Source organism: Amycolatopsis cihanbeyliensis, assembly GCF_006715045.1.
In the GTDB taxonomy this organism is placed as follows: Bacteria; Actinomycetota; Actinomycetes; order Mycobacteriales; family Pseudonocardiaceae; genus Amycolatopsis; species Amycolatopsis cihanbeyliensis.
Window position 1 is genome coordinate 2,249,457 of sequence record NZ_VFML01000001.1, and the last position, 21,353, is coordinate 2,270,809.

Here is a 21,353-nt window from a genome sequence, read left to right on the forward strand (position 1 = left end):
GTGCCCCACACACCCATCAACGGCGCGTGGTACCAGCGAGGACATCACGCACCGGGTTCGTCCCTGTGAACGCCCACTGCACCACCAGTTCGCCCTGCCTGCGCGCGGGCAGCCGGGCCTCCTTGCGACGTGCCACGTCCGAGAGGCATTTGTGACCGTCACCCTCGATCCGAGTACCCAGATCACTTCCTTCGCCGAGCTCAACCTGCCCGAGCCGCTGCTGCGCACGCTGCGCAAGAACGGGATGACCAGCCCGTTCCCGATTCAGGCCGCGACCCTGCCGGACGCGCTGGCCGGCCGGGACATGCTGGGCCGCGCCCAGACCGGCTCCGGCAAGACCCTCGCCTTCGGCCTCGCGCTGCTGGCCAGGCTGGACGGCGGCAAGGCCCAACCGCAGCGGCCGCGCGCGCTGGTCCTGGTGCCGACCAGGGAACTGGCCATGCAGGTGGCCGACGCGCTGATCCCGCTGGCCAAGGCGTTGGGCCTGTGGTGCCGTACCGCCGTGGGCGGGATGTCCTTCCTGCGGCAGTCCGAGGCGCTGAACCGCGGCGTCGACCTGCTGATCGCCACCCCGGGCCGGCTGTCCGACCACGTGCGCCAGGGCACCTGCTCGCTGGCGGAGGTGGACTTCGTCGCGCTGGACGAGGCCGACCAGATGGCCGACATGGGCTTCCTGCCCCAGGTGCGGGAGATCCTCGACCGCACCCCCTCCGACGGGCAACGGCTGCTGTTCTCCGCGACGCTGGACGGGGACGTGGCGAAACTGGTCAAGGCGTACCTGACCGACCCGGTGACGCACTCGGTCGCGCCGGTCACCGCGAGCATCACCACCATGGAGCATCACCAGCTGCAGGTCAGCCACCAGGACAAGCAGGCCGTGATCACCGAGATCGGTGCCAGGCAGGGGCGCACGATCATGTTCGTGCGCACCAAGCACCACGTCGACCGGCTCACCACGAAGCTGCGCGCCAGCGGGGTGGCCGCTGCGGCGCTGCACGGCGGCAAGACCCAGGGGCAACGCAACCGGGTGCTGGCCGCGTTCAAGGACGGCAGCACCCCGGTGCTGGTCGCGACCGATGTGGCCGCCCGCGGGATCCACGTGGACGATGTGAGCCTGGTGTTGCACGTCGACCCGCCCGCCGACCACAAGGACTACCTGCACCGGGCGGGGCGCACCGCGCGGGCGGGCGCCTCCGGCACCGTGGTCACGCTGGTCACCCACGACCAGCGGCGGCCCATGCGCCGGTTGATCGAACGGGCCGGGGTCAAGCCTTCCTACGCCACCGTGCGGCCCGGCGACGCGGAGCTGGCCCGGATCACCGGTGCCCGCACGCCGAGTGGCGAGCCCGTGGTGGAGCAGCCTCAGCCGCAACGGCACAAGCCACGCCCGCAGGGCTTCGGCGGTCGGCGCGGTGCGCAGGGCGGCGGAGGCCAGGGCAAGGGCCGTCCCGGCTTCGGGCCGCGGCGCAAGCCCGCGCAGCGCGGCGGGCGTGGCCCCGGCCGGCGACACGCCACCAGCACCGAGGGGTCGTAACCCGCCTGCGGCCGGCGATGCGAGACTGCCGGGTGTGAACGCACCAGGCTCCGTCGTCCGGACAGCGCCGGCCTCCTCGCCCGAGCAGGTCTTCGACTGGCTCGACGAGGAGGCCGCGAAGCGTGCCGAGGCCGGCCTCGTACGGCGGCTGCGGCCCCGTACGGCCGACGTCGGGGAACTCGACCTCGCCGGTAACGACTATCTCGGGCTGGCGAGGGACAAGCGGGTGGCCGGCGCCACGGCCGCCGCCGCGCTACGCTGGGGCGCGGGTTCGACCGGCTCCCGGCTGGTCACCGGCTCCACCGAGCTGCACGCCGAGCTGGAACACGAGCTGGCCAGGTTCACCGGCGCCCAGGCGGCGCTGGTGTTCTCCTCCGGGTTCACCGCGAACCTCGGCGCCGTCACCGCGTTGTCCGGAGCGGAGTCGGCGATCGTGACCGACAAGTACATTCACGCCTCGCTGATCGAGGGCTGCCGGCTCTCCCGCGCCGAGGTGGCCGCGGTGGCACATGCCGACCCGGCGGCGGTGCGGCACGCGCTGGCCACCCGGCGCCGGAACCGGGCGCTGATGGTCACCGACTCGGTCTTCTCGGTGGACGGCGACCTTGCCCCCCTGCCCGAGCTTGCCGCCGCCTGCCGCGAGCAGGGGGCCGCGCTGCTGGTGGACGACGCGCACGGGATCGGCGTGCTCGGCGAGGGCGGCCGGGGCGCGGTGCACGAGGCCGGCCTCGCCGACGCGCCGGACGTGGTGACCACGATCACGCTGTCCAAGGCGCTCGGCGCGCAGGGCGGCGCGGTACTCGGGCCGCGCAGGGTCATCCGGCACCTGGTCGACACCGCACGCAGCTTCATCTTCGACACCGGACTCGCCCCTGGCAGCGCGGCCGCGGCGTTGACCGCGCTCGGGGTGCTACGCGCCGAGCCGGAGCTGGCCACCACGGTGCGGGAGGCGGCGGGCAACCTCGCCGAGCGGCTCGGTGCGGCCGGGTTCGTCGTCGGCGCCCCCGCCGCGGCCGTGGTCTCGGTGCGAGCCCCGACCCCGGAGGACGCCGTCGGCTGGGCGGCGCGCTGCGCCGAACTGGGCGTGCGGGTGGGCTGCTTCCGCCCGCCTTCGGTGCCGGACGGCATCTCCCGGCTGCGGTTGACCGCGCGGGCCGACCTCACCGAGTCCGACCTGGACAAGGCGGTCGGCGTCATCACCGAAACCGCGCCGGAGCGGGCCCGCGGCTGACCGGCCGGGTTCCCGGCTCCGGCCGCCATCAGCCGCGGCGGGTCTTGCGCTCACGTCGTGGGCCGATCACCTGCGCGATCGCGACAAGCACAACACCAGGGAACGCGATCAGGAACTCGTGCTCGGCTACCTGAGCCAACCTCGCCGCGCCACCCGACATCATGCGGAGCTCGCGGTCGCAGGTCAGCGTGCCTACGCGGTCGGGCGGCGTGAACGTCGTCCCCTGCAAGAAGGACCGGCCGCGCGGCTCGGTGCCGAAGCGCTGCGCGGAGCCGCCCTCACCAGTGAACACGCAGTTCGTGGCGAGCCGATCCGCGACGAGATACCGATCGCTGGTGTCACCTCGCGGGATCGCCACGCCGCCCGCTCCCACCATCGGCGCAGCCAGCCGAGCATACGCCGCGGTCAGCACGAGGAAGGCGATCAGCGCAACCCCGAGCACGCGCATCGCCCACCGCACGGCCGCCACCCAACTGTGCACGATCCCACCGCAGGTTGATCCGCGATCACCGAGCGCGTGGCCTGATCCCCCGACGTTTCCGGTCGGCTACCAGCGCCGTAGTGCTAGGGGAAGAGCCGAGGCTGGGTGCTGTCCCCGATCCGGCCGTCGTAGTGCGCCACCCGGGTGTAGACGCCCGGCTTGCCCGGCTCGCCGCACCCGACGCCCCAGGACACGATCCCGATCACCGTCGTGCCGGCCAGCAGGGGGCCGCCGGAGTCGCCGGTGCAGGCATCCACCCCGCCCTCGGGAAGGCCGGCGCAGACCATGGTCGTGGGGTCGTAGTTGCGGAACGCCTGCCCGCAGTCCTGGTCGCTGACGATCGGCAGGGTGGCCCCACGCAACGTGTTCGACCGCGGCCCGCCGTCCGCGGTGCGGCCCCAGCCGATCACGGTCGCCTCGGCGCCTGCCGTGTACAGCCCCGCGTCGGCGCCGGTCGCCGGGCGCGCGGTGGGGTACCAGAGCATCCGGGACAGGGTCAACGTGGCGATGTCGTTCCCGGAGCCGGGCGTGCGGTACTCCGGGTGTACCCAGATCGACTCCACCCCGGAGGTCCGGCCCGACTCGGTGCGCTTGTCCTGCCTGCCGCCGACCACGACCAGGTCGGCGCGGGGCACCGCCTGGGCACAGTGCGCGGCGGTGAGCACCGTGTCCTGCTCGACCAGCACGCCGCCGCAGAACTGGCCACCGCGCCGGTCGGTGAGGAAAACGGCGTAGGGGTAGTCCCGGATGGACACCTCGTCACCGCCGACGATGGTGGGCTGGGTGGCCCCTGCCGCCGGCACGAACAGGGTGGCCGCGAGCAGCGCGATCACTGCCACGGCGGCCCGCCGGTATCTGGTCGCCATCATGCCCCTCCAGGTCTGGCTCGTCGGCGTTCTCACCCTAATCAGGCCAAGCACCGAACCGGTGTCACTGGATCGGGTGATGTGCACGAGCGATGACCGACTCTGCGAAGCTGGTGGCGTGCGAGTACGGGCCGCGATAGCGCTGCTGGCCGTCGCGACGACGGTAGCGGCGGGGTGCACCGACACCCCACCCCACGCGACCGGACCGTCCGCGAGCCCGACCGTGACGACCACCACACCGACCGCCACCCCGGCGGGCGCGGACTCGCCGGCGACCCCGGCCCCGAGCAGCACGCCGAGCTGGCGGGTGGGCGCGCGTGCGCTGCCACTGCGCCCGGACGGGTACGGCGAGATGCTGCCGACCCCGCCCGAGCTGGTGGAGCGCAGCCTGCCGACCGAGGACCTGCTCCCACCGCCGCGGGACGGCCGCTACGCCGCGACCGTCGACCCGGTTCCCGCGGAGGTGTTGCGGCGCAGTACCTGGCAGCCGGACTGCCCGGTCGCGGCCGGTGACCTGCGTTACCTGACGATGTCCTTCTGGGGTTTCGACGGGCGGGCGCACACCGGGGAGATGCTGGTCAACGCCTCGGCGGCGGAGGCGGTGACCGGGATCTTCGGGAGGTTGTTCGCCGCCCGGTTCCCACTGGAGGAGATGCGGGTGACCAGGGCCGACGAGCTGGACGCGGCGCCGACCGGTGACGGGAACAACACCACGGCCTTCGTCTGCCGCCCGATCCGCGGGAAGTCGAACTGGTCGGCCCACGCCCACGGGCTGGCCATCGATGTGAACCCGTTCTGCAACCCCTACCGCTCCGGGGACGTGGTGCTGCCGGAACTGGCCTCGGCCTACCTGGACCGGTCCCGGGTCCGGCCGGGAATGCTGCTGGCCGGAGGGCCCGCGGTGTCGGCCTTCCGTTCCGCGGGCTGGACCTGGGGCGGCACCTGGAGCGACCCGGTGGACACCATGCACTTCTCGGCGACGGGGCAGTGAGCGTGGGCGCCGGGTTGCTGGTGGCCGGGACCACCTCCGATGCGGGCAAGTCGACCGTGACCGCGGGCCTGTGCCGGTGGCTGGCCCGGCGGGGCGTGCGGGTCGCGCCGTTCAAGTCGCAGAACATGTCGAACAACTCGATGGTGTGCGCGGACGGCGCGGAGATCGGGCGGGCGCAGTGGCTGCAGGCGGTGGCCGCGGGAGTCGAACCGGAGTCGGCGATGAACCCGGTGCTGCTGAAACCGGGTGGCGACCGGCGCAGCCACGTGGTGCTGCGCGGCCGGCCGTGGGGCGAACTGGGCGCGGGTGAGTGGGCGAACGGCAGGCGCGCGCTGGCCGAGTCGGCCTACCAGGCCCTGGCGGAGCTGCGCGAGCGGTTCGACGTGGTGCTGTGCGAGGGCGCGGGCAGCCCGGCCGAGATCAACCTGCGGTCCGGGGACTACGTGAACATGGGCCTCGCGCGGCAGGCAGGGCTGCCGGTGCTGCTGGTCGGTGACATCGACCGCGGCGGGATGCTGGCCGCGATGGCCGGCACGCTGGCGCTGCTGGACCGCGCCGATCAACGACTGCTCGCCGGATTCGTGGTGAACAAGTTCCGCGGCGACCCGGAGTTGCTGCGGCCCGGACTGTCCACGCTGGAGGAACTGACCGGGCGGCCGGTACTCGGGGTGCTGCCCTGGCTGCCCGATGCCTGGCTGGACTCCGAGGACTCGCTGGCGCTCGGCGGCTGGTCCGAGGACGCGGCGGGGACCCTGCGGGTGGCCGCCGCCCGGCTGCCGAGGGTGTCCAACGCCACCGACCTCGACCCGCTCGCCGCCGAGCCGGGGGTGTCGGTGACGGTGACCGCGGACCCCGACGTGATCGCCGCGGCCGACCTCGCGGTCCTGCCCGGTACCCGGTCCACCGTGACCGACCTGGCCTGGCTGCGCGAGCAGGGGATCGACCGGGCCATCCGCGCCCGGGCCGCCGAAGGCAGGCCCGTGCTCGGGATCTGCGGCGGCTACCAGATGCTCGCGGAGACCATCGACGACGAGGTCGAGTCGGGGGCGGGCGCGGTGCCCGGGCTCGGGCTGCTGCCCACCGCGGTGCGGTTCACCCGCGAGAAGGTGCTCGGCAGGCCGTCCGGACGCTGGCGGGGGCACGAGGTGACCGGCTACGAGATCCACCACGGCCGGGTACGCCTCGCCGGGGAGGCCGAACCCTTCCTGGACGGGTACCGCAGCGGAGCGGTGTGGGCGACGATGTGGCACGGCGCGTTCGAGCACGACGGCTTCCGGCGGGCCTGGCTGGCGGAGGTCGCCACGCAGGCCGGGGTGCGCTGGGAACCGGGCGACGCGCCGGGGTTCGCCGCGCTGCGGGAGTCCATGGTGGACCGGTTGGCGGACGCGATCGAGGACCACCTCGACGGTGCCGCGCTGCTGGAGTTGATCGAGCGCGGCGCCGGGCCGGACCTGCCGTGGGTGCGGCTGAGTACCGGGAACAACGGGGATTCGTCCGGGGTTTCCGGGTAGGAACATTCGAGCTGACGAGGTAAGGAAGGCACCGTGCCGCACTACGACCTGGTGATCGTCGGTACCGGATCGGGGAACTCGATCCTCGACCCACGTTTCGCGGACTGGAAGGTCGCGATCGTCGAGAAGGGCGTGTTCGGCGGCACCTGCCTGAACGTCGGCTGCATCCCGACGAAGATGTTCGTGCACACCGCGGATATGGCCGCGGCGCCAGCCGCGAGCGCCCGGCTCGGGGTGGACGCCGAACTGCGGGGCGTGCGGTGGCGCGAGGTGCGGGACCGGATCTTCGGCCGGATCGACCCGATCGCCGAGGGCGGCCGGGAGTACCGCATGCGGCACGCGGACAACGCGAACGTCACGGTGTACCAGGGCGAGGGTCGGTTCACCGGGCGCAAGGAGATGTCCGTGTCCCTCGCCGAGGGCACGGAGACGGTGACCGCGGACCGGTTCGTGCTCGCCGCGGGCGGGCGGCCGACCCTGCCGGCCGTGCCCGGCCTCGCCGAGGTCGGCTACCACACCTCGGACACGGTGATGCGCATCGAGGAACTGCCCGCCAGCGCGATCGTCCTCGGCAGCGGGTTCGTCGCCGCGGAGCTCGCGCACGTGTTCGCCTCCTTCGGCGTCGAGGTCACGATGATCGCTCGGTCCGGCGCGCTGTTGCGGGCCGAGGACGAGGACGTCAGCTCGCGGTTCACCGAGCTGGCCGCGAACCGGTTCGACGTGCGGCTGAACCGCGACACCCTGGCGGCCCGGCGCACGGAAGGCGGGGTCGCACTGGACCTGAACGGGCCGACCGGGCAGGAGACCGTCGAGGGTGACCTGCTGCTGGTGGCCACCGGCCGCCGACCGAACTCCGACCTGCTCGATGTCGCCGCCACCGGGGTGTCCACCGCGGCCACCGGCCACGTGCTGGTGGACGAGTACCAGACCACGGCGGTCGAGGGCATCTACGCCCTCGGCGATCTCTCGTCCCCGCACGAGCTCAAGCACGTCGCCAACCACGAGGCCCGCGTGGTGCAGCACAACCTGCTGCACCCGGACGAACGGGTCGCCGCGGACCATCGGTTCGTCCCGCACGCGGTGTTCAGCTCCCCGCAGATCGCCTCGGTCGGGCTGACCGAGCGGCAGGCGATCGCCCGCGGCGTCCGGTACGTGACCGCGACCCAGGACTACGCGGGTATCGCCTACGGCTGGGCGATGGAGGACACGAGCGGGTTCGCGAAGCTGCTGGCCGATCCGGTCACCGGGCAGCTGGTCGGGGCACACATCATCGGGCCGCAGGCGTCCACCCTGATCCAGCCGGTGATCCAGGCGATGAGCTTCGGCCTGGACGCCCGCGACATGGCCCGCGGGCAGTACTGGATCCACCCCGCCATGCCCGAGCTCCTCGAGAACGCCCTGCTCAACCTCCCCCTCGACCCACCCACCGAAATGCCCTGAACGGCACTATCGGGACGTACAACGACGCGAACGGCACTTTTGAGACGTCCAACGTCTCGTACGCCACGTTCAGGGCTTTACACGTAGCGGGGGCGGCCGGCCAGCCAGCCGGCGACCAGCTGAACGGACAGGGTGCCGAGCAGCATGGCGAACGGGGCCGTCCAGCCACCGGTGACGTCGTGCAGGAGGCCGAAGGCGAACGGCCCGGCCGCGCCGAGCAGGTAGCCGAAGCCCTGCGCCATCCCGGAAAGCTGGGCGGTCTCGGCACCGGTGCGAGCACGCAACGCGATCGTGGTCAGCGCGAGCGAGAACACGCTCATCCCGATCCCGAGCAGCACCGTCCACAGCAGTGGCGCCGCCCCCGGCGCCACCAGCAGCCCGATCAACCCGGCCAGGCCGAACACGCCGAGGCCCACGATCCAACCGCTCTGGCTGGCCTGCCGCGCGGCCAGCGGCGGGATGGTCACGCTGATCGGCACCGCGATCAGCGACACCAGGCCGAGCAGCAGCCCGGCCTCGCCGTGGCTGACGCCGGAGTCCATCAGCACCTCGGGCAGCCAGCCGAGTACCACGTAGGCGAGGCAGGACTGCAGGCCGAAGAACAAGGTCACGGTCCAGGCGAGCGGGCTGCGCAGCAGCGACCTGCGCGGCTCTCCGTCCCCGCCGAGCCTGCCGGTCCCGCCCACCCGGCCACCGCGGACGGCCAACGCCCACACGCCGAGCGCGACCAGGGCCAGCACCGCCCAGCTTCCCAGCGCCTGCCGCCACCCGCCGAGCAGCCCCTCCAGCGGCGGGGTGGCCGCCGACCCGAGCGCACCACCCGCCTGTAGTGCGGCGGTGTAGATACCGGTCATCAGGCCGATCCGGGCCGGGAAGGAGTCCTTGACCACCACCGGGAGCAGCACGTTGGCCAGCGCGATCCCCGCGGTGGCCACCAGGGTGCCGCCGAGCACCACGAGCTGCCCGTCGATCACCCGCAACACCAGGCCGACGGCGAGCACGCCGAGGGCGAGCCCGATCGACCGCGCCATCCCGACCCGGCGAGCCAGCCACGGCGCCGCCAGCCCGGCCCCGGCGAAACAGAGCCCGGGCAGGGTGGTCAGCACCCCCGCCCAGGTGGCCGAGGCACCCAGTGCCGCGCGACTCTCGCCGAGCAACTGCCCGACGCTGGTGATCGTGGGCCGCAGGTTGAGCGCGACCAGCACGACCGCGACCGCGAGCAACGCCCCGCCGCCCACCGTGACGGCACGGTGGGCCGGCATCGGCTCGATGGCACCGTCCAGCTCGGCCGCGAGCCCGGAGGTGGCATGGTCGCTCGTAACGCCGGAGATGCGAGACTCAACCGCCATACCAGCTACTATGGCAGACGTAGGATGATTGGATGAAGGGATGATCTCGGTGGGGAGGGTGACACTGTGCCATTGGCCACGACGCGGCGCTCCGGCCTTGTCGACCAGGTGATCGGCCAGCTACGCGCGGCAGTCGCGAACGGCGAGTGGCCGGTGGGGCAGCGGATCCCGCCGGAGGCGGAGCTGGTGACCACCCTCGGTGTCGGGCGCAACACGGTCCGCGAGGCGGTTCGGGCACTCTCGCACAGCGGGCTGCTCGAGGTCCGCCAGGGCGACGGCACCTACGTCCGCGCCACCAGCGAGGTCTCCGGCGCGGTACGCAGGCTGTGCGGCTCCGAGCTGCGCGAGGTGCTGCAGGTCCGCAGGACACTCGAGGTGGAGGGAGCCCGGCTGGCCGCGTCCGCGCGCACCGGGGAGGAGCTGCGCACTCTCACCGATCTGCTGGACCGGCGGGACCAGGCACAGCGGGCGCGCAGGGTGGAGGACTTCGTGCGCGCCGACGCCGAGTTCCATCTCGCCGTGGTGCGGGCGGGACACAACACCCTGCTGACCGAGCTCTACCGCGGGCTCACCGAGGTGGTCACCGCCAGCGTCGCCACCACCGCGCAGACCGACCAGCAGCGCGCGGACATCCAGCACCGCGGCCTACTGGAGGCGATCGCCGAGGGCGATCCGGAGCGGGCGGCCACCGAGGCGGGCGGCTTCCTGGACGAGCTGCTGGCGCAGCAGGACCTCACGGAAGGGTGAGGATCTCCGCCCCGGTCGCGGTGACCAGCAGGGTGTGCTCGAACTGGGCGGTCCACTTCTTGTCCTTGGTGGTGACCGTCCAGTCGTCGTCCCAGACGTCGTAGTCGATGGTGCCGAGGGTGATCATCGGCTCGATGGTGAAGGTCATGCCCTGCTCGATCACCGTGGTGACCGACGGCTCCTCGTAATGCAGCACGGTCGGCGCGGTGTGGAAGGCGGGACCGACACCGTGCCCGGTGAAGTCACGCACCACGCCGTAGTCGAAGCGCTTGGCGTAGGACTCGATCACCCGGCCGATCACGTTCAGCCTGCGGCCAGGCCGGACGGCCTTGATCGCGCGCGCGGTGGCCTCCCGGGTGCGCTCGACGAGCAGCCGCGCCTCCTCGGAGACCTCCCCCGCCAGGAAGGTGGCGTTGGTGTCGCCGTGCACACCGCCGATGTAGGCGGTGACGTCGATATTGCAGATGTCGCCGTCCTCGATCACCGTCGAGTCCGGGATCCCGTGGCAGATCACCTCGTTCATCGAGGTGCAGCAGGACTTCGGGAAGTGGCGGTAGCCCAGCGTCGAGGGGTAGGCGCCGTGGTCCAGCAGGAACTCGTGCACCACCCGGTCGACGTCGTCGGTGGTGTTGCCCGGTTTGACGGCCTTGCCGCCCTCCTCGAGCGCCTGTGCCGCGATCCGGCCCGCCACCCGCATCGCCTCGATCACCTCGGGGGTACGCACCCCGTTGCCGGTGTCCCGCTTGGGCGCGGGCCGGTCCACGTACTCGGGGCGGGCGATACTGGCTGGCACGGGACGGCGCGGCGACTGCACGCCGGGCCGCAACGGGGAACGCACGGGCATGCTCCCCAGCTTACGAGCTAAAAGAGCACCGTCGCGTACCGGCCTACCTGGTTGAACCCGATCTTGCGGTAGGCGGCCAGCGCCGGGCCGTTGTAGGAGTTGACGTACAGGCTCGCGGTACGCCCCATGCCCCGGACCAACCGGCTCACCACCGCGGCGGTACCGAGGGTGCCGAGGCCGTGCCCGCGCCGGTCCGGATGTACCCACACCCCCTGGATCTGGCCCACGGTGGCGGACAGCGCGCCGATCTCGGCCTTGAACACGACCTCCCCGCTCTCGAACCGGGCGAAGGCGCGCCCGCCCGCGATCAGCTCGGCGACCCGAGCCCGGTAGCTCGCGCCTCCGTCACCCGCCCGCGGGTCCACCCCGACCTCCTCGATGAACATGGCGATGGCGGCGGGGAGGTACCGGTCCAGCTCGTCCGCGCGGACCGGCCGCACCAGCGGGTCACCCTGGCGCGAGGGCGAGCCGTCCAGCGCGAGCAGTGGCTGGTCCTGTCGCACCTCGCGGGCCGGCCCCCACTCGTCGGCGAGCTCCTCCCACAGCCCGAGCACCTGGTCGGCCGGGCCGACCAGTGAGGAGCAGGTCCGCTGCCGGCGCAGGGCCCGGTCGGCGAAGGAACGCAAGGCGGGCGTGTTACCGCGTAACGGGATCAAGTTCGGTCCGGAGAAGCAGAGGCTCTGGATGCGGCCGGACCTGCTGGGACGGCTGTCGGCTGCCCACACCTCACCGCCGAGGCGCCAGGGGTCGAGCCCGGCCGCCTCGACACGCGCGGACACCATGCAGCTGCCGACGGGATCAACGGCAAGCGCGGCACGGACCGCCGGATAGTCCCGATCATCGAGCAGCCGCGCACCTGCAAGCCGCAACACAGGGTCCAGCGTGCCAGATAAGTCGCGTAACGGAAAACACAGTCCCTGGACACGCTGGGTTCTCCGGTGTCAGGCGCCCCGGTACGTGTCGAACGTCCAGATGTTGCCCTCCGGATCGGCGACGGCGGCGAGGCGGGAGCCGTGCCCGCTGTCGCCGGGCGGCTGCGGCACCTGCGCGCCCGCCGCCACGGCCCGCTCGTGCACCGCGTCCGGGTCACCGGTGACCACGCACAGGTACTGCTCGCCCGGGGCGGGACCGTTCTCGCATTCGGCGGCCGAGCTGTACATCACACCGCCGCCCTCCGGCCACCTCAGCTCGCCGTGCACGATCGACACGCCGTCGTCGCCACGGACGGTCAGGGTCTCGGTGAAGCCGAACACCTCGGTGAGGAAGCGCCGCGCGGCTTCGGCGTCGGTGAAACGAAGGCAGGGCCAGATTCCCGGATTGTTCATACCGTCGAGTCTGCGGCGGCGGTACCCGCGGTTTCTTGGTCGAATGAGAGCTCCGGCAGCTCCTCGGCGATCCAGGCGCCCGGGGAACACCCTGCCAGCGCGCGCCACTCGTTGGTCAGGTGCGCCTGGTCGTAGAAGCCGGAGGTGACCGCCAGCTCGGCGAGGTCGAGCCTGCCGTGCCGGCGCAGCAGCTCACCGGCCCGCTCGAAACGCAGCACCCTGGCCGCCTGCTTCGGGGGCAGGCCGAGTTCGCGGCGGAACCGCTCCCCGAAGTGCCTGCGACTCCAGCCGACCTCGGCGGCCAGCGCGTCGACCCTGAGCAGGCCGCGCGCGGCGCACAGCCGCCGCCATGCCCAGTCGATCTCGGGTGCCGGTGCGGCGACACCGGCCGACTCGGCGCGCAGCACCTCGTCCAGGATGGCGAACCGCCGCCGCCAGCCGGGGGCGTCGGCCAGGCGTTCCGGCAGCGTGGCGAGCCGGCCGGGACCGAGGTCCGCCAGGTCCACCACGTACCCGCTCAGCTCCGCCGCGGGCAGCCCGAGCAGCGCGCGGGTACCCAGCGGGTTCAGCTCGAGCTGGATGCCGCACTGGTCGCGATCCTGCGCGATCAGCACCGGTGCCGTGTGCAGCCCGCCCGCCAGTGCCCGCGCACTGGTAGGCGCCTGGTCCGGACGTGGCATGGCGATCATCCGGACCGGCCCGGCCAGGCTGATGTTCAGGGTGACGTGCCGGGAGGGCAGGCCACGGTGCACCGGCAGCCGGACGTCCTGCTGCCGATAGCCGATGTACCGGGTGACCAGCCACCGCAGCGACGGGTGCGGCGGACGCACGGCGAACTCGGATCCGGCCATACGATCAGGAAACCACGACCTCCGGGGAGCCGCCCGCGCCCTCGCCGGTCTCCTCGGCGATACGCAGCGCCTCCTCGATCAGCGTCTCCACGATCTGATGTTCGGGCACCGTCTTGATCACCTCGCCCTTGACGAAGATCTGGCCCTTGCCGTTGCCCGAGGCCACCCCGAGGTCGGCCTCGCGCGCCTCACCCGGCCCGTTCACCACGCAGCCCATCACGGCGACCCGCAGCGGAACCTCCATCCCCTCCAGGCCCGCGGTGACCTCGTCGGCCAGCTTGTAGACGTCGACCTGCGCGCGCCCGCAGGACGGGCAGGACACGATCTCCAGTTTGCGTGGGCGCAGGTTCAGCGACTGCAGGATCTGCGCGCCGACCTTGACCTCCTCCACCGGGGGCGCGGACAGCGACACCCGGATGGTGTCCCCGATTCCCTGGCTCAGCAGCGCACCGAAGGCGACCGCGGACTTGATCGTGCCCTGGAAGGCGGGGCCGGCCTCGGTCACGCCGAGGTGCAGGGGGTAGTCGCACTGCTCGGCAAGGATCTCGTAGGCCCGCACCATGACCACCGGGTCGTTGTGCTTGACCGAGATCTTCAGGTCGTGGAAGTCGTGTTCGGCGAACAGGCTCGCCTCCCACAGCGCCGACTCGGCCAACGCCTCCGGGGTGGCCTTGCCGTGCTTCTCCATCAGCCGCTTGTCGAGTGAACCGGCGTTCACCCCGATCCGGATCGGGGTGCCGTGGTCCTTGGCGGCCTGCGCGATCTCGGCGACCTGGTCGTCGAACTTGCGGATGTTGCCGGGGTTCACCCGCACGGCGGCGCACCCGGCCTCGATGGCAGCGAACACGTACTTGGGCTGGAAGTGGATGTCGGCGACCACCGGGATCTGCGACTTCCTGGCGATCGCCGGCAGCGCCTCCGCGTCGTCGGCGCTGGGACAGGCCACCCGGACGATGTCACAGCCCGCGGCGGTCAGCTCGGCGATCTGCTGCAGGGTGGCGTTGACGTCGGCGGTCTCGGTGGTGGTCATCGACTGCACCGAGACCGGGTGGTCGCTGCCGACCCCGACGGGGCCGACCATCAGCTGGCGTGTCTTGCGGCGCTCGGCGAGCACCGGAGGGGGCATGGCTGGCAAGCCGAGTGCGACGGTCATCGAGTCCTCTGCAACCGATATGCGAATGCGTCAACCCAAACGATACCGTCGTCACGCCTGGTGAGTGCGCGCGACGGCTCCCGGCCCCTCGCCGGACCCCCTGGCACTGACCTGCGAAAACGCTACTGGGTAATGCGGATCGGGTTGACGATGTCGGCCGTCACGGTGAGCAGGACCACGGCCCCGCCGATGAACACCAGCACCATGGTCACCGCGGACAGCTTCGTGTAGTCCACCGGCCCGCCCGCGGCCTTGCCGCGCAGCTTGCGCAACCAGTCGCGGACCTTCTCGTACCAGGTCACCGCGATATGCCCGCCATCGAGCGGGAGCAACGGCAGCAGGTTGAACACGCCGATGAAGAAGTTCAGGCTGGCCAGCAGCAGCAGGAACAGGGTCCACAGGCCCTGCTCGACGGCCTCACCGCCGATCCGGCTGGCGCCGACCACGCTCATCGGGGTGTTCGGGTCCCGTTCCTCGCCGAAGATGGACTCGACCACGGCGGGGATACGCTCGGGGAACTCCAGCAAGCGCTGCCAGGTCTGTACGAACATCTCCCCGGTGAAGCTGGCGGCGCCGCCGATCGCGGCGATCGGGCCGTAGTCGAACATCCGCGGGAAGGTGACCCCGATCGAGCCGGTCTCCACGATCTGCGGCGACCCGGAGGGGTTCTGCGGGTCGACCATCGGCCGTTCCACCTTGGCCACGTCCACCCGCAGCTGGACGATCTCGCCGTCCCTGCGCACCTCCACCGGGGTCGGGCCGGAGCGGGGCTGGATCTCGTCCACCACGTCGCTGTAGGTCGGAGTGGGCGTGCCCGCGACGGCGACGATCACGTCGCCCGGCTGGATGCCCGCGTTCAGCGCCGGAGCGGGCGCGCCGGGTGTGCAGGTCGGGTTGCGGTACTGCTCGTCGGTGCGGGCGTCCTGGACACAGTTGGACACCGAGGCGATCTCCGGGGTGCCCATCAGGTTCGGCAGGCCCATGGTGGCGGCCATCAGGTACAGCACGATGAAGCCGAGGATGAAGTGGGTGATCGAGCCCGCGGCGAGCACGATCGTGCGCTTCCAGACCTTGAACCGCCACATCGCCTTCGGCGCCTCGGCGGGGGTGACCTCGTCCAGCGCGGTCATGCCCGCGATATCGCAGAACCCACCGAGCGGGATCCACTTCAGGCCGTACTCGGTCTCCCCACGGCGGAAGGAGAACACGGTGGGCCCGAAGCCGACGAAGTAGCGCCGGACCTTCATCCCGAACGCCTTCGCGGTGACCATGTGCCCAGCCTCGTGCAGCGCGACGGACACGCAGATGCCCAGCGCGAACAGCGCGACTCCAAGAATGTAGGCGAGCACGCCCTACTTCCCCTCGGTGTTGATCGAAACGGCGCGGGCGCGGGCCCACTGTTCCGCGGCCAGTACGTCTTCGACGTCACGCGGCTCGCGACGCCACTCGTCGGCGGCTTCCACCACCTTCGTCACAGTGTCCATGATGGAGGTGAAACCCCTGTTCTGCTCCAGGAACGCACCGACCAGCTCCTCGTTGGCCGCGTTGAACACGGCCGGAAGGCAACCGCCAACGGTACCGGCATGGCGGGCCAGCTCCACCGCGGGGAACACCTGCTCGTCCAGCGGCTCGAACGTCCAGGTCGCCGGGGAGTCCCAGGTACAGGCCGGTGCCGCGCCGGGAACCCGGTCCGGCCAGCGCAGCGCCAGCGCGATCGGCAGTCGCATGTCCGGTGGGCTGGCCTGGGCCAGCGTGGAACCGTCGGTGAAGGTCACCATGGAGTGCACGATCGACTGCGGGTGCACCACCACGTCGATCCGGTCGCACGGAATGTCGAACAGCAGGCTCGCCTCGATCAGCTCCAGCCCCTTGTTGGCCAGGGTTGCCGAGTTGATGGTGACCAGCGGGCCCATCGACCAGGTGGGGTGTGCCAGCGCCTCGGCGACCGTGACCTGCGCCATCTGCTCCCTGCCCCGCCCGCGGAAGGGTCCGCCGGACGCGGTGAGCACCAGCCGGTCCACCTCCTCGGCGCGGCCACCACGCAGGGCCTGCGCCAGCGCGGAATGCTCGGAGTCCACCGGGACGAGTTGGCCGGGGCCCGCGGCGGCCAGCACCAGCGGCCCGCCCGCGATCAGTGACTCCTTGTTGGCCAGCGCCAGCATGGCGCCGGACTCCAGCGCGCGCAGGGTGGGCGCAAGGCCGCGCGAGCCGGGCATGCCGTTGAGCACCACGTCCGCGCCCACCGCGTCGATCAGCTCGATGACCGCGTCGGCACCGGCGAAGATGCGCGGCAGGCGGAACTCGCCCCGGGCGTAGCCGCGGCGCTGGGCCTCGGCGTACAGCGCGAGTTGCAGGTCCTCCAGCACGGTGGGTTTGGTGACCGCCACGGCGTCGACCGAATGCGCCAACGCCTGCTCGGCGAGCAGGCCGGGGTCGGAGCCGCCCGCGGCCAGCCCGGCGATCCGGAACAGGTCGGGGTTGCGCGCGGCGACGTCCAGCGCCTGGGTGCCGATCGAGCCGGTGGAGCCCAGCAGCAACACGCTTCTTTTGCCATCCATCACGGCTATTGTCGCGGAGACCACGGCCAGGGTGTCGCGGTGGCACCCCTGCGGTGTGAAATCATCGGCTGGTCAGGTGCCCTGAATGGCCGTGAGGAGTGATCGTGGCAGGTAAGGCGGTCGAGCGACGCTACGCCGTTGACCCGCAGGAGGAGCCCTCCGTGGACTGGGGCTGGCACGGCAGGTTCCCCAAGATCACCAGGGCCTTCGGCTGGTTCATCGCCTTCGGGCTGTTCGTCATGCTGATCGGTAACCACGAGAACAACACCGAGAACGTCTGGCTGATCGGCCTGGGTCTGGGCGTGATCGGCCTGCTGCTGCTCGACCTGCGCAAGCAGCGCACCGCCTGGCGCAGGTAAGGGGGTGTCTCCGCGCCGCGGAGACACCGCCCGAACGGGCGCTCAGCGCATCTTTCTCGGGATCAGCGCATCTTCTCGGGAATCGTGTCCACGGTGTGCAGCACCTGTACCGCGAGCTCACGGCATTTCTCGTCCGAGTATGTCGTGTGCTCTTTCAGCACGTCCTGCACGAGCTTGATCCGCTGGTCGTAGCGGGAGACGAAAACGGGACTCGAGGTCATGGGGCTCCTTGTCGGTCGAACTGTCGGTCGAACTGTCGGGTCGAAAATCGGTCCGGCACACCGGACACGGATGGCCGGTGGTGGCCGGTTGGCTTCAGCGCTCGGGACGGGTCGATGGACTCCGGCCCCCGACCAGGGCATCGGTACTCGTCTGACCGGCGACGACCGCTCCGGCCACGTCCCGTAACTTCAGATTGTGTCCCCGGGCGTAGCCACGGAGCGCGGCAAAGGCGCCCTCCATGTCCACCCCCAGGCGTTCGGCGAGCAGACCCTTGGCCTGCTCGATGAGCACCCGGCTGTTCAACGCCGCCTGCAGCTGCTCGGTCAGCACCTCCTGATGCCGAATCGACCGTTCCTGCAACAGGCCGATGGTGGCCACGTCGACCAGCGCCTGCGCGGTCCGCAGGCTGCTGCCCGCCAGCTCACCCGGTCGCGCCCGGAAGAGGTTGAGCGCGCCGATGACCTCGTTGCGCAACCGCATCGGAAAGGCGTCAACCGCGGTGAACCCCGCGGTGGTCGCCGCGGTGGCGAACCGCGGCCAGCGACCGCTCGCGCGGGTCAGTCCGGGATCGCCGACCCTGCTCCCGGTCGCGAACGCATCCAGGCAGGGACCGTCGTCGTTCTGTAGCTGGAACAACTCCAGCAGCCGGGCCTGCTCGTTCGAGGTCGCGATCAGTTGCAGCTTGCCGTGCTGGTCGGCCAGCAACAGGCCGGCGGCGTCGACGCTGAGCAGCTCCACGCACCGGTCCACCAGCAGATGCAGGAAGTCGATTACATCGAAGTCGTCGACCATGGTGTCCGCCAGTTCGACGAACGTTTCGATGAGACGGTCATCAGCCATCCCCGTCACCTCCATGCTGTTCCCAGAATAACGCTCCCATCCCGAGCCACGTCCTGCGTGCTCCGGGCGTCATCGTTCGAACCGGAACCGGCGGGTGACCACATCGGCGGCCAGATCGGCCAGCAGCCGCCGGTCGGCGAACGCGCGCGCCCGCAGGACAGCGAACGCGTCCCCCATTCCGACCTCCAGCTGGGCCGCGATCATCCCGGTCGCCTGGTGTAGTTGCGCATTGTGCAGCGGCAGGTCGTTGGTGGTCGCCGGCTCGCCGTTCTCGGACAGCAACCCCGCCCGCTCGTCGAGCAGGAGCCGCATGGCCAGCTCCGTGAACGCCAGGGAGTCCGCCAGCGCCACCGGTCCGAGCTCCCCTGCCACCACCCGATGCAGCGCGAGCACCCCCACCCCGATCGAGCCGACACACATCGGTAACGCGAACAGGGCGCCGGCCCCTGCCTCGACCGCCAGCGGCGCGAACAGCGGCCAACGAGCCCGGCCTGCCGGGCGGTGCAGATCGGCGATCAGGACCGGGCGGCCGTCGCGGGAGGCGTCCAGGCACGGCCCCTCGCCGAGGGTGACCTCCAACTCCGCCAGCCGGTCCGCGAGCACACCGGTGGACTCCGCGGTCTCCGGCCATCCCGCGGGGTTGTGCATCGTCACCACGGCACCGCTCACCCCGAGCCGCGTGACGGCCGTCTCGCAGATCAACCGCATCGACACCCGTGTCCGCAGGCCGGCGGCCCGCTCGCTCACCCAGGCCGAGACCTGTGGGAGCCGGTCGCCGCCGAAGCCAGCCATCGCACTCGCCCTGCCTCTCCGGTCGTGTGCCCGTCGGCGTTCCTCCACCCTGCCGGAGTCCGCTTCTCGTCGCGCTCCGGCGCGCGACGGAGCACCGACAGGGTGCCTGAGCACCGGTGCGGTCATCGGGTACCACGACGGCCTCCGGAGCGCGGGGCCGCGGAGACTCGCTGCTTGCCGCCACCACCCCGGCGTGGCCGGGCCGACCGTGGCTGTTTCGCGGGCGGCGGAGTGAAGCTGCGTTCGCCGGGTGCGAGCTCGGTCAGCAGGGGATGTCCGGCGTCGAGTTTCGTCGTCGTCGCCGTGATGCCGGCCTTCCGGGTCAGCTCGCGTACGTCGGCGGACTGCTCGTCGGTCATCAGCGTGACCACGGTGCCCCGGGCGCCCGCTCTGGCCGTCCGGCCCGACCGGTGCAGGTATGCCTTGTGCTCGACCGGAGGGTCGGCGTGCACGACCAGCGTCACGTCGTCGACATGGACCCCCCGTGCGGCGATGTCGGTAGCGACCAGCACCGTCGCGGTCCCTGCCGCGAACGCGCCGAGGTTGCGGGTACGTGCGGTCTGGCCGAGGTTCCCGTGCAGCTCGACGGCGGGGACACCGGAGGCGACGAGTTGACGCGTCAGCGCCTTCGCCCGGTGCTTGGTCCTGGTGAACACCAGGGTGCGCTCCGGCGCCGAGGCGAGCTCGACCAGCACCGGGTACCGCTGGTCCGGCCGCACGTGCAGCACGTGGTGCCGCATCGCCGTGACCGGGGACCGAGCGGAGTCGACGCTGTGCGTGACCGGGTCGGTCAGGAACCGGCGCACCAGCACGTCCACCCCGGCATCCAGGGTCGCCGAGAACAGCAGCCGCTGACCTCCCCTGCGGGTGCGCTCGAGCAACCGCCGGACGGCCGGGAGGAAGCCGAGATCGGCCATGTGGTCGGCCTCGTCCAGCACGGTGACCTCGACCGCGTCGAGGTGCACGTGACCGGATTCGAGGTGGTCGGCGAGCCGGCCGGGGCAGGCCACCAGTACATCGACGCCTGCCCGCAGGCCGGAGATCTGCGGGCCGGGGCTCACCCCGCCGAACACGGTCAGGGTGCGCAGCGAGAGCGCTTCGGCCAGCGGGGCCATCGCCGCTTCGATCTGGCTGGCGAGTTCGCGGGTCGGCGCGAGGATGAGCGCGCGCGGGCGCCGCGGCTGTCGCCTGTCGGTGCTCGCGGCCAGCCGGGCCAGTACCGGCAGGACGAACGCGTAGGTCTTGCCGGAGCCGGTGCGTCCACGGCCGAGTACGTCCCGGCCCGCCAGTGACGACGGTAACGTCGCCGCCTGGATCGGGAAGGGCGTTTCGATGCCCTGGCCCGCGAGCGCGGCGACGAGGGCTGGTGGCACCCCGAGTTCGGTGAACGAGGTGGGGGCGGAGGGCGAGGATGGGTGCTGGTGGCGGGTGGCCGCCATGAAGTCTCCGATGGGTAGCAGGGGGTGTCCTGCCCGGCGCGAATCCAGCCGCGGACCGCGGCACGTGAGGGCCGACCCGAGACACGGCCCGAGGCAGAACTGGACGGGCCGTGTCACCGACATTACCCGATCTACCCGTGAACCGGCGGGCTGATGCCTCGCGAGCCGTCGCGGGTGGCGCTCGGCGTCAGTTGGCTCCGAACGCGGGCGGGAGCAGGCCGTTCGGGGCCGCCTGGTCGAGGTCGGCGGGGCGGAGCCGGAAGACTTGCAGGGTGAGGCCGAAGTACTTGTTTGTTTCACCCACCCAGTGCATGCCGTTCCGGCGAACGGTGGCCGCGGCACGGGTGTTGCCGGGCCGTACCACGGCGAACAGTTCGTCGACGTCGTGGCGGAACGTCCAGCCTGCCAGCGCATGAGTGGCCTCGGTGGCGTATCCCTGGCCCCAGGCTTCGGGGTGTAGCTGCCAGCCGATCTCGAAATCCTCGTTTCCCGGTGGGAGGGGCAGCAGGATCGCGCCGCCGATGATCCGACCGTCCTCCCGTCGTTGCATGGCCCAGCGACCGGCCGGTAACGGCATCCGAGCGGTTTCCGCGATCCACTGCTGCAACAGCAGCCGCATGGCGGCGAGGTCGGGAACCTGGTCCATATCCGGGCTGAGCCAGCGCGCCACCGCGGCGTGCCCGAAGATGGTCAGCGCGGCCGGTGCGTCATCGACCCGCCAGCCGCGCAGGACCAGTCGCTCGGTGGTCAACGGTGGGCGCAGTGCCGGTGTGCCCGCACCGGTCGTGTTCGCGGCCTGGAGCCGATGTTGGGACAGCAT

The 21,353-nt window shown here is 71.6% G+C and carries 22 protein-coding genes; 7 read left to right on the top strand and 15 right to left on the bottom strand.

Features of this window, described 5'->3' with window-relative positions:
- The first annotated feature begins 151 nt into the window (after window positions 1–151).
- Both FB471_RS09825 and FB471_RS09830 read left to right on the top strand, forming a co-directional pair.
- Window positions 152–1,534: a DEAD/DEAH box helicase gene (locus FB471_RS09825; protein ID WP_246076327.1), complete on the top strand. Its 1,383-nt coding sequence runs from the start codon at window positions 152–154 to the stop codon at window positions 1,532–1,534.
- A 34-nt stretch (window positions 1,535–1,568) separates the two neighbouring features.
- A complete protein-coding gene (locus FB471_RS09830) occupies window positions 1,569–2,765 on the top strand; it encodes an 8-amino-7-oxononanoate synthase (protein WP_141997095.1) in 1,197 nt (398 codons plus the stop codon).
- Window positions 2,766–2,793: 28 nt separating this feature from the next.
- On the opposite strand, the gene FB471_RS09835 is transcribed toward FB471_RS09830, so the two are convergent.
- Together FB471_RS09835 and FB471_RS09840 are read right to left on the bottom strand one after the other, a co-directional pair.
- Window positions 2,794–3,213, bottom strand: a complete 420-nt coding sequence (locus FB471_RS09835) for a hypothetical protein (protein ID WP_170220763.1) — start codon at window positions 3,211–3,213, stop codon at window positions 2,794–2,796.
- A 116-nt stretch (window positions 3,214–3,329) separates the two neighbouring features.
- The gene (locus tag FB471_RS09840) at window positions 3,330–4,112 is read right to left on the bottom strand and encodes a serine protease (protein WP_141997099.1); all 783 of its coding nucleotides are present in this window, start codon (window positions 4,110–4,112) and stop codon (window positions 3,330–3,332) included.
- Between the two features lie 79 nt (window positions 4,113–4,191).
- Between FB471_RS09840 and FB471_RS09845 the strand changes: the two genes are divergently transcribed.
- The 3 genes from FB471_RS09845 to FB471_RS09855 are packed head-to-tail and all read left to right on the top strand — an operon-like array spanning window position 4,192 to window position 8,054.
- The gene (locus FB471_RS09845) at window positions 4,192–5,103 is read left to right on the top strand and encodes a M15 family metallopeptidase (RefSeq protein WP_141997101.1); all 912 of its coding nucleotides are present in this window, start codon (window positions 4,192–4,194) and stop codon (window positions 5,101–5,103) included.
- Between the two features lie 2 nt (window positions 5,104–5,105).
- Window positions 5,106–6,614 carry a cobyric acid synthase gene (locus FB471_RS09850; protein WP_141997103.1) on the top strand — a complete coding sequence of 503 codons (1,509 nt, stop codon included), beginning with the start codon at window positions 5,106–5,108 and terminating at the stop codon, window positions 6,612–6,614.
- Window positions 6,615–6,647: 33 nt separating this feature from the next.
- Window positions 6,648–8,054, top strand: coding sequence for a mycothione reductase (locus tag FB471_RS09855; RefSeq protein WP_141997105.1), 1,407 nt, complete (start codon window positions 6,648–6,650; stop codon window positions 8,052–8,054).
- A gap of 77 nt (window positions 8,055–8,131) precedes the next feature.
- Here the strand turns inward: FB471_RS09855 and FB471_RS09860 are convergent, their stop codons facing one another.
- Entirely contained in the window at window positions 8,132–9,316 is a 1,185-nt protein-coding gene (locus FB471_RS09860; RefSeq protein ID WP_246076694.1) for a CynX/NimT family MFS transporter, read from the bottom strand.
- 153 nt (window positions 9,317–9,469) lie between these two features.
- Between FB471_RS09860 and FB471_RS09865 the strand changes: the two genes are divergently transcribed.
- On the top strand, window positions 9,470–10,150 hold the full coding sequence (locus FB471_RS09865) for a FadR/GntR family transcriptional regulator (RefSeq protein WP_141997109.1): 681 nt from the start codon (window positions 9,470–9,472) through the stop codon (window positions 10,148–10,150).
- Here FB471_RS09865 and map read toward each other — a convergent pair.
- The 7 genes from map to dxr all read right to left on the bottom strand — a co-directional run bounded on the left by map (window position 10,137) and on the right by dxr (window position 16,881).
- Entirely contained in the window at window positions 10,137–10,994 is an 858-nt protein-coding gene (gene map / locus FB471_RS09870) for a type I methionyl aminopeptidase (RefSeq protein ID WP_141997111.1), read from the bottom strand. The two genes, FB471_RS09865 and map, sit on opposite strands and share 14 nt — an antisense overlap.
- 17 nt (window positions 10,995–11,011) lie before the next feature.
- Complete coding sequence (locus FB471_RS09875) at window positions 11,012–11,866, bottom strand: GNAT family N-acetyltransferase (RefSeq protein WP_141997113.1); 855 nt, start codon at window positions 11,864–11,866, stop codon at window positions 11,012–11,014.
- A gap of 69 nt (window positions 11,867–11,935) precedes the next feature.
- Window positions 11,936–12,319, bottom strand: a complete 384-nt coding sequence (locus FB471_RS09880) for a VOC family protein (RefSeq protein ID WP_141997115.1) — start codon at window positions 12,317–12,319, stop codon at window positions 11,936–11,938.
- Window positions 12,316–13,170, bottom strand: coding sequence for an AraC family transcriptional regulator (locus FB471_RS09885; RefSeq protein WP_141997117.1), 855 nt, complete (start codon window positions 13,168–13,170; stop codon window positions 12,316–12,318). Before FB471_RS09885 ends, FB471_RS09880 begins: the two co-directional genes overlap by 4 nt.
- 4 nt (window positions 13,171–13,174) lie before the next feature.
- Window positions 13,175–14,323: a flavodoxin-dependent (E)-4-hydroxy-3-methylbut-2-enyl-diphosphate synthase gene (ispG, locus tag FB471_RS09890; RefSeq protein WP_141997119.1), complete on the bottom strand. Its 1,149-nt coding sequence runs from the start codon at window positions 14,321–14,323 to the stop codon at window positions 13,175–13,177.
- Between the two features lie 122 nt (window positions 14,324–14,445).
- Complete coding sequence (locus FB471_RS09895) at window positions 14,446–15,672, bottom strand: M50 family metallopeptidase (protein ID WP_141997121.1); 1,227 nt, start codon at window positions 15,670–15,672, stop codon at window positions 14,446–14,448.
- 3 nt (window positions 15,673–15,675) lie between these two features.
- On the bottom strand, window positions 15,676–16,881 hold the full coding sequence (gene dxr / locus FB471_RS09900) for a 1-deoxy-D-xylulose-5-phosphate reductoisomerase (RefSeq protein WP_141997123.1): 1,206 nt from the start codon (window positions 16,879–16,881) through the stop codon (window positions 15,676–15,678).
- 104 nt (window positions 16,882–16,985) lie between these two features.
- Here dxr and FB471_RS09905 point away from each other — a divergent pair, with 104 nt between their 5' ends.
- Complete coding sequence (locus tag FB471_RS09905; protein ID WP_141997125.1) at window positions 16,986–17,240, top strand: DUF2631 domain-containing protein; 255 nt, start codon at window positions 16,986–16,988, stop codon at window positions 17,238–17,240.
- 62 nt (window positions 17,241–17,302) lie between these two features.
- Here FB471_RS09905 and FB471_RS34045 read toward each other — a convergent pair whose 3' ends face one another.
- From FB471_RS34045 to FB471_RS09925, 5 genes are all read right to left on the bottom strand, one after another.
- A complete protein-coding gene (locus FB471_RS34045; RefSeq protein WP_170220764.1) occupies window positions 17,303–17,461 on the bottom strand; it encodes a DUF6307 family protein in 159 nt (52 codons plus the stop codon).
- 94 nt (window positions 17,462–17,555) lie between these two features.
- Window positions 17,556–18,302: a GAF and ANTAR domain-containing protein gene (locus FB471_RS09910; RefSeq protein WP_141997127.1), complete on the bottom strand. Its 747-nt coding sequence runs from the start codon at window positions 18,300–18,302 to the stop codon at window positions 17,556–17,558.
- A 69-nt stretch (window positions 18,303–18,371) separates the two neighbouring features.
- A complete protein-coding gene (locus tag FB471_RS09915; protein ID WP_141997129.1) occupies window positions 18,372–19,094 on the bottom strand; it encodes a GAF and ANTAR domain-containing protein in 723 nt (240 codons plus the stop codon).
- A gap of 122 nt (window positions 19,095–19,216) precedes the next feature.
- Complete coding sequence (locus tag FB471_RS09920; protein ID WP_141997131.1) at window positions 19,217–20,533, bottom strand: DEAD/DEAH box helicase; 1,317 nt, start codon at window positions 20,531–20,533, stop codon at window positions 19,217–19,219.
- A 187-nt stretch (window positions 20,534–20,720) separates the two neighbouring features.
- The gene (locus FB471_RS09925) at window positions 20,721–21,353 is read right to left on the bottom strand and encodes a GNAT family N-acetyltransferase (RefSeq protein WP_141997133.1); all 633 of its coding nucleotides are present in this window, start codon (window positions 21,351–21,353) and stop codon (window positions 20,721–20,723) included.

What these genes read in the sequence shown, in the direction of transcription:
- FB471_RS09835 (WP_170220763.1), bottom strand. Translation starts at nt 3,213, where the DNA reads ATGCGCGTGCTCGGGGTTGCGCTGATCGCCTTCCTCGTGCTGACCGCG.
- FB471_RS09840 (WP_141997099.1), bottom strand. Translation starts at nt 4,112, where the DNA reads ATGGCGACCAGATACCGGCGGGCCGCCGTGGCAGTGATCGCGCTGCTC.
- FB471_RS09845 (WP_141997101.1), top strand. Translation starts at nt 4,192, where the DNA reads ATGTGCACGAGCGATGACCGACTCTGCGAAGCTGGTGGCGTGCGAGTA.
- FB471_RS09860 (WP_246076694.1), bottom strand. Translation starts at nt 9,316, where the DNA reads ATGCCGGCCCACCGTGCCGTCACGGTGGGCGGCGGGGCGTTGCTCGCG.
- map (WP_141997111.1), bottom strand. Translation starts at nt 10,994, where the DNA reads ATGCCCGTGCGTTCCCCGTTGCGGCCCGGCGTGCAGTCGCCGCGCCGT.
- FB471_RS09880 (WP_141997115.1), bottom strand. Translation starts at nt 12,319, where the DNA reads ATGAACAATCCGGGAATCTGGCCCTGCCTTCGTTTCACCGACGCCGAA.
- FB471_RS09885 (WP_141997117.1), bottom strand. Translation starts at nt 13,170, where the DNA reads ATGGCCGGATCCGAGTTCGCCGTGCGTCCGCCGCACCCGTCGCTGCGG.
- ispG (WP_141997119.1), bottom strand. Translation starts at nt 14,323, where the DNA reads ATGACCGTCGCACTCGGCTTGCCAGCCATGCCCCCTCCGGTGCTCGCC.
- dxr (WP_141997123.1), bottom strand. Translation starts at nt 16,881, where the DNA reads ATGGATGGCAAAAGAAGCGTGTTGCTGCTGGGCTCCACCGGCTCGATC.
- FB471_RS34045 (WP_170220764.1), bottom strand. Translation starts at nt 17,461, where the DNA reads ATGACCTCGAGTCCCGTTTTCGTCTCCCGCTACGACCAGCGGATCAAG.
- FB471_RS09910 (WP_141997127.1), bottom strand. Translation starts at nt 18,302, where the DNA reads ATGGCTGATGACCGTCTCATCGAAACGTTCGTCGAACTGGCGGACACC.
- FB471_RS09915 (WP_141997129.1), bottom strand. Translation starts at nt 19,094, where the DNA reads ATGGCTGGCTTCGGCGGCGACCGGCTCCCACAGGTCTCGGCCTGGGTG.
- FB471_RS09920 (WP_141997131.1), bottom strand. Translation starts at nt 20,533, where the DNA reads ATGGCGGCCACCCGCCACCAGCACCCATCCTCGCCCTCCGCCCCCACC.
- FB471_RS09925 (WP_141997133.1), bottom strand. Translation starts at nt 21,353, where the DNA reads ATGCTGTCCCAACATCGGCTCCAGGCCGCGAACACGACCGGTGCGGGC.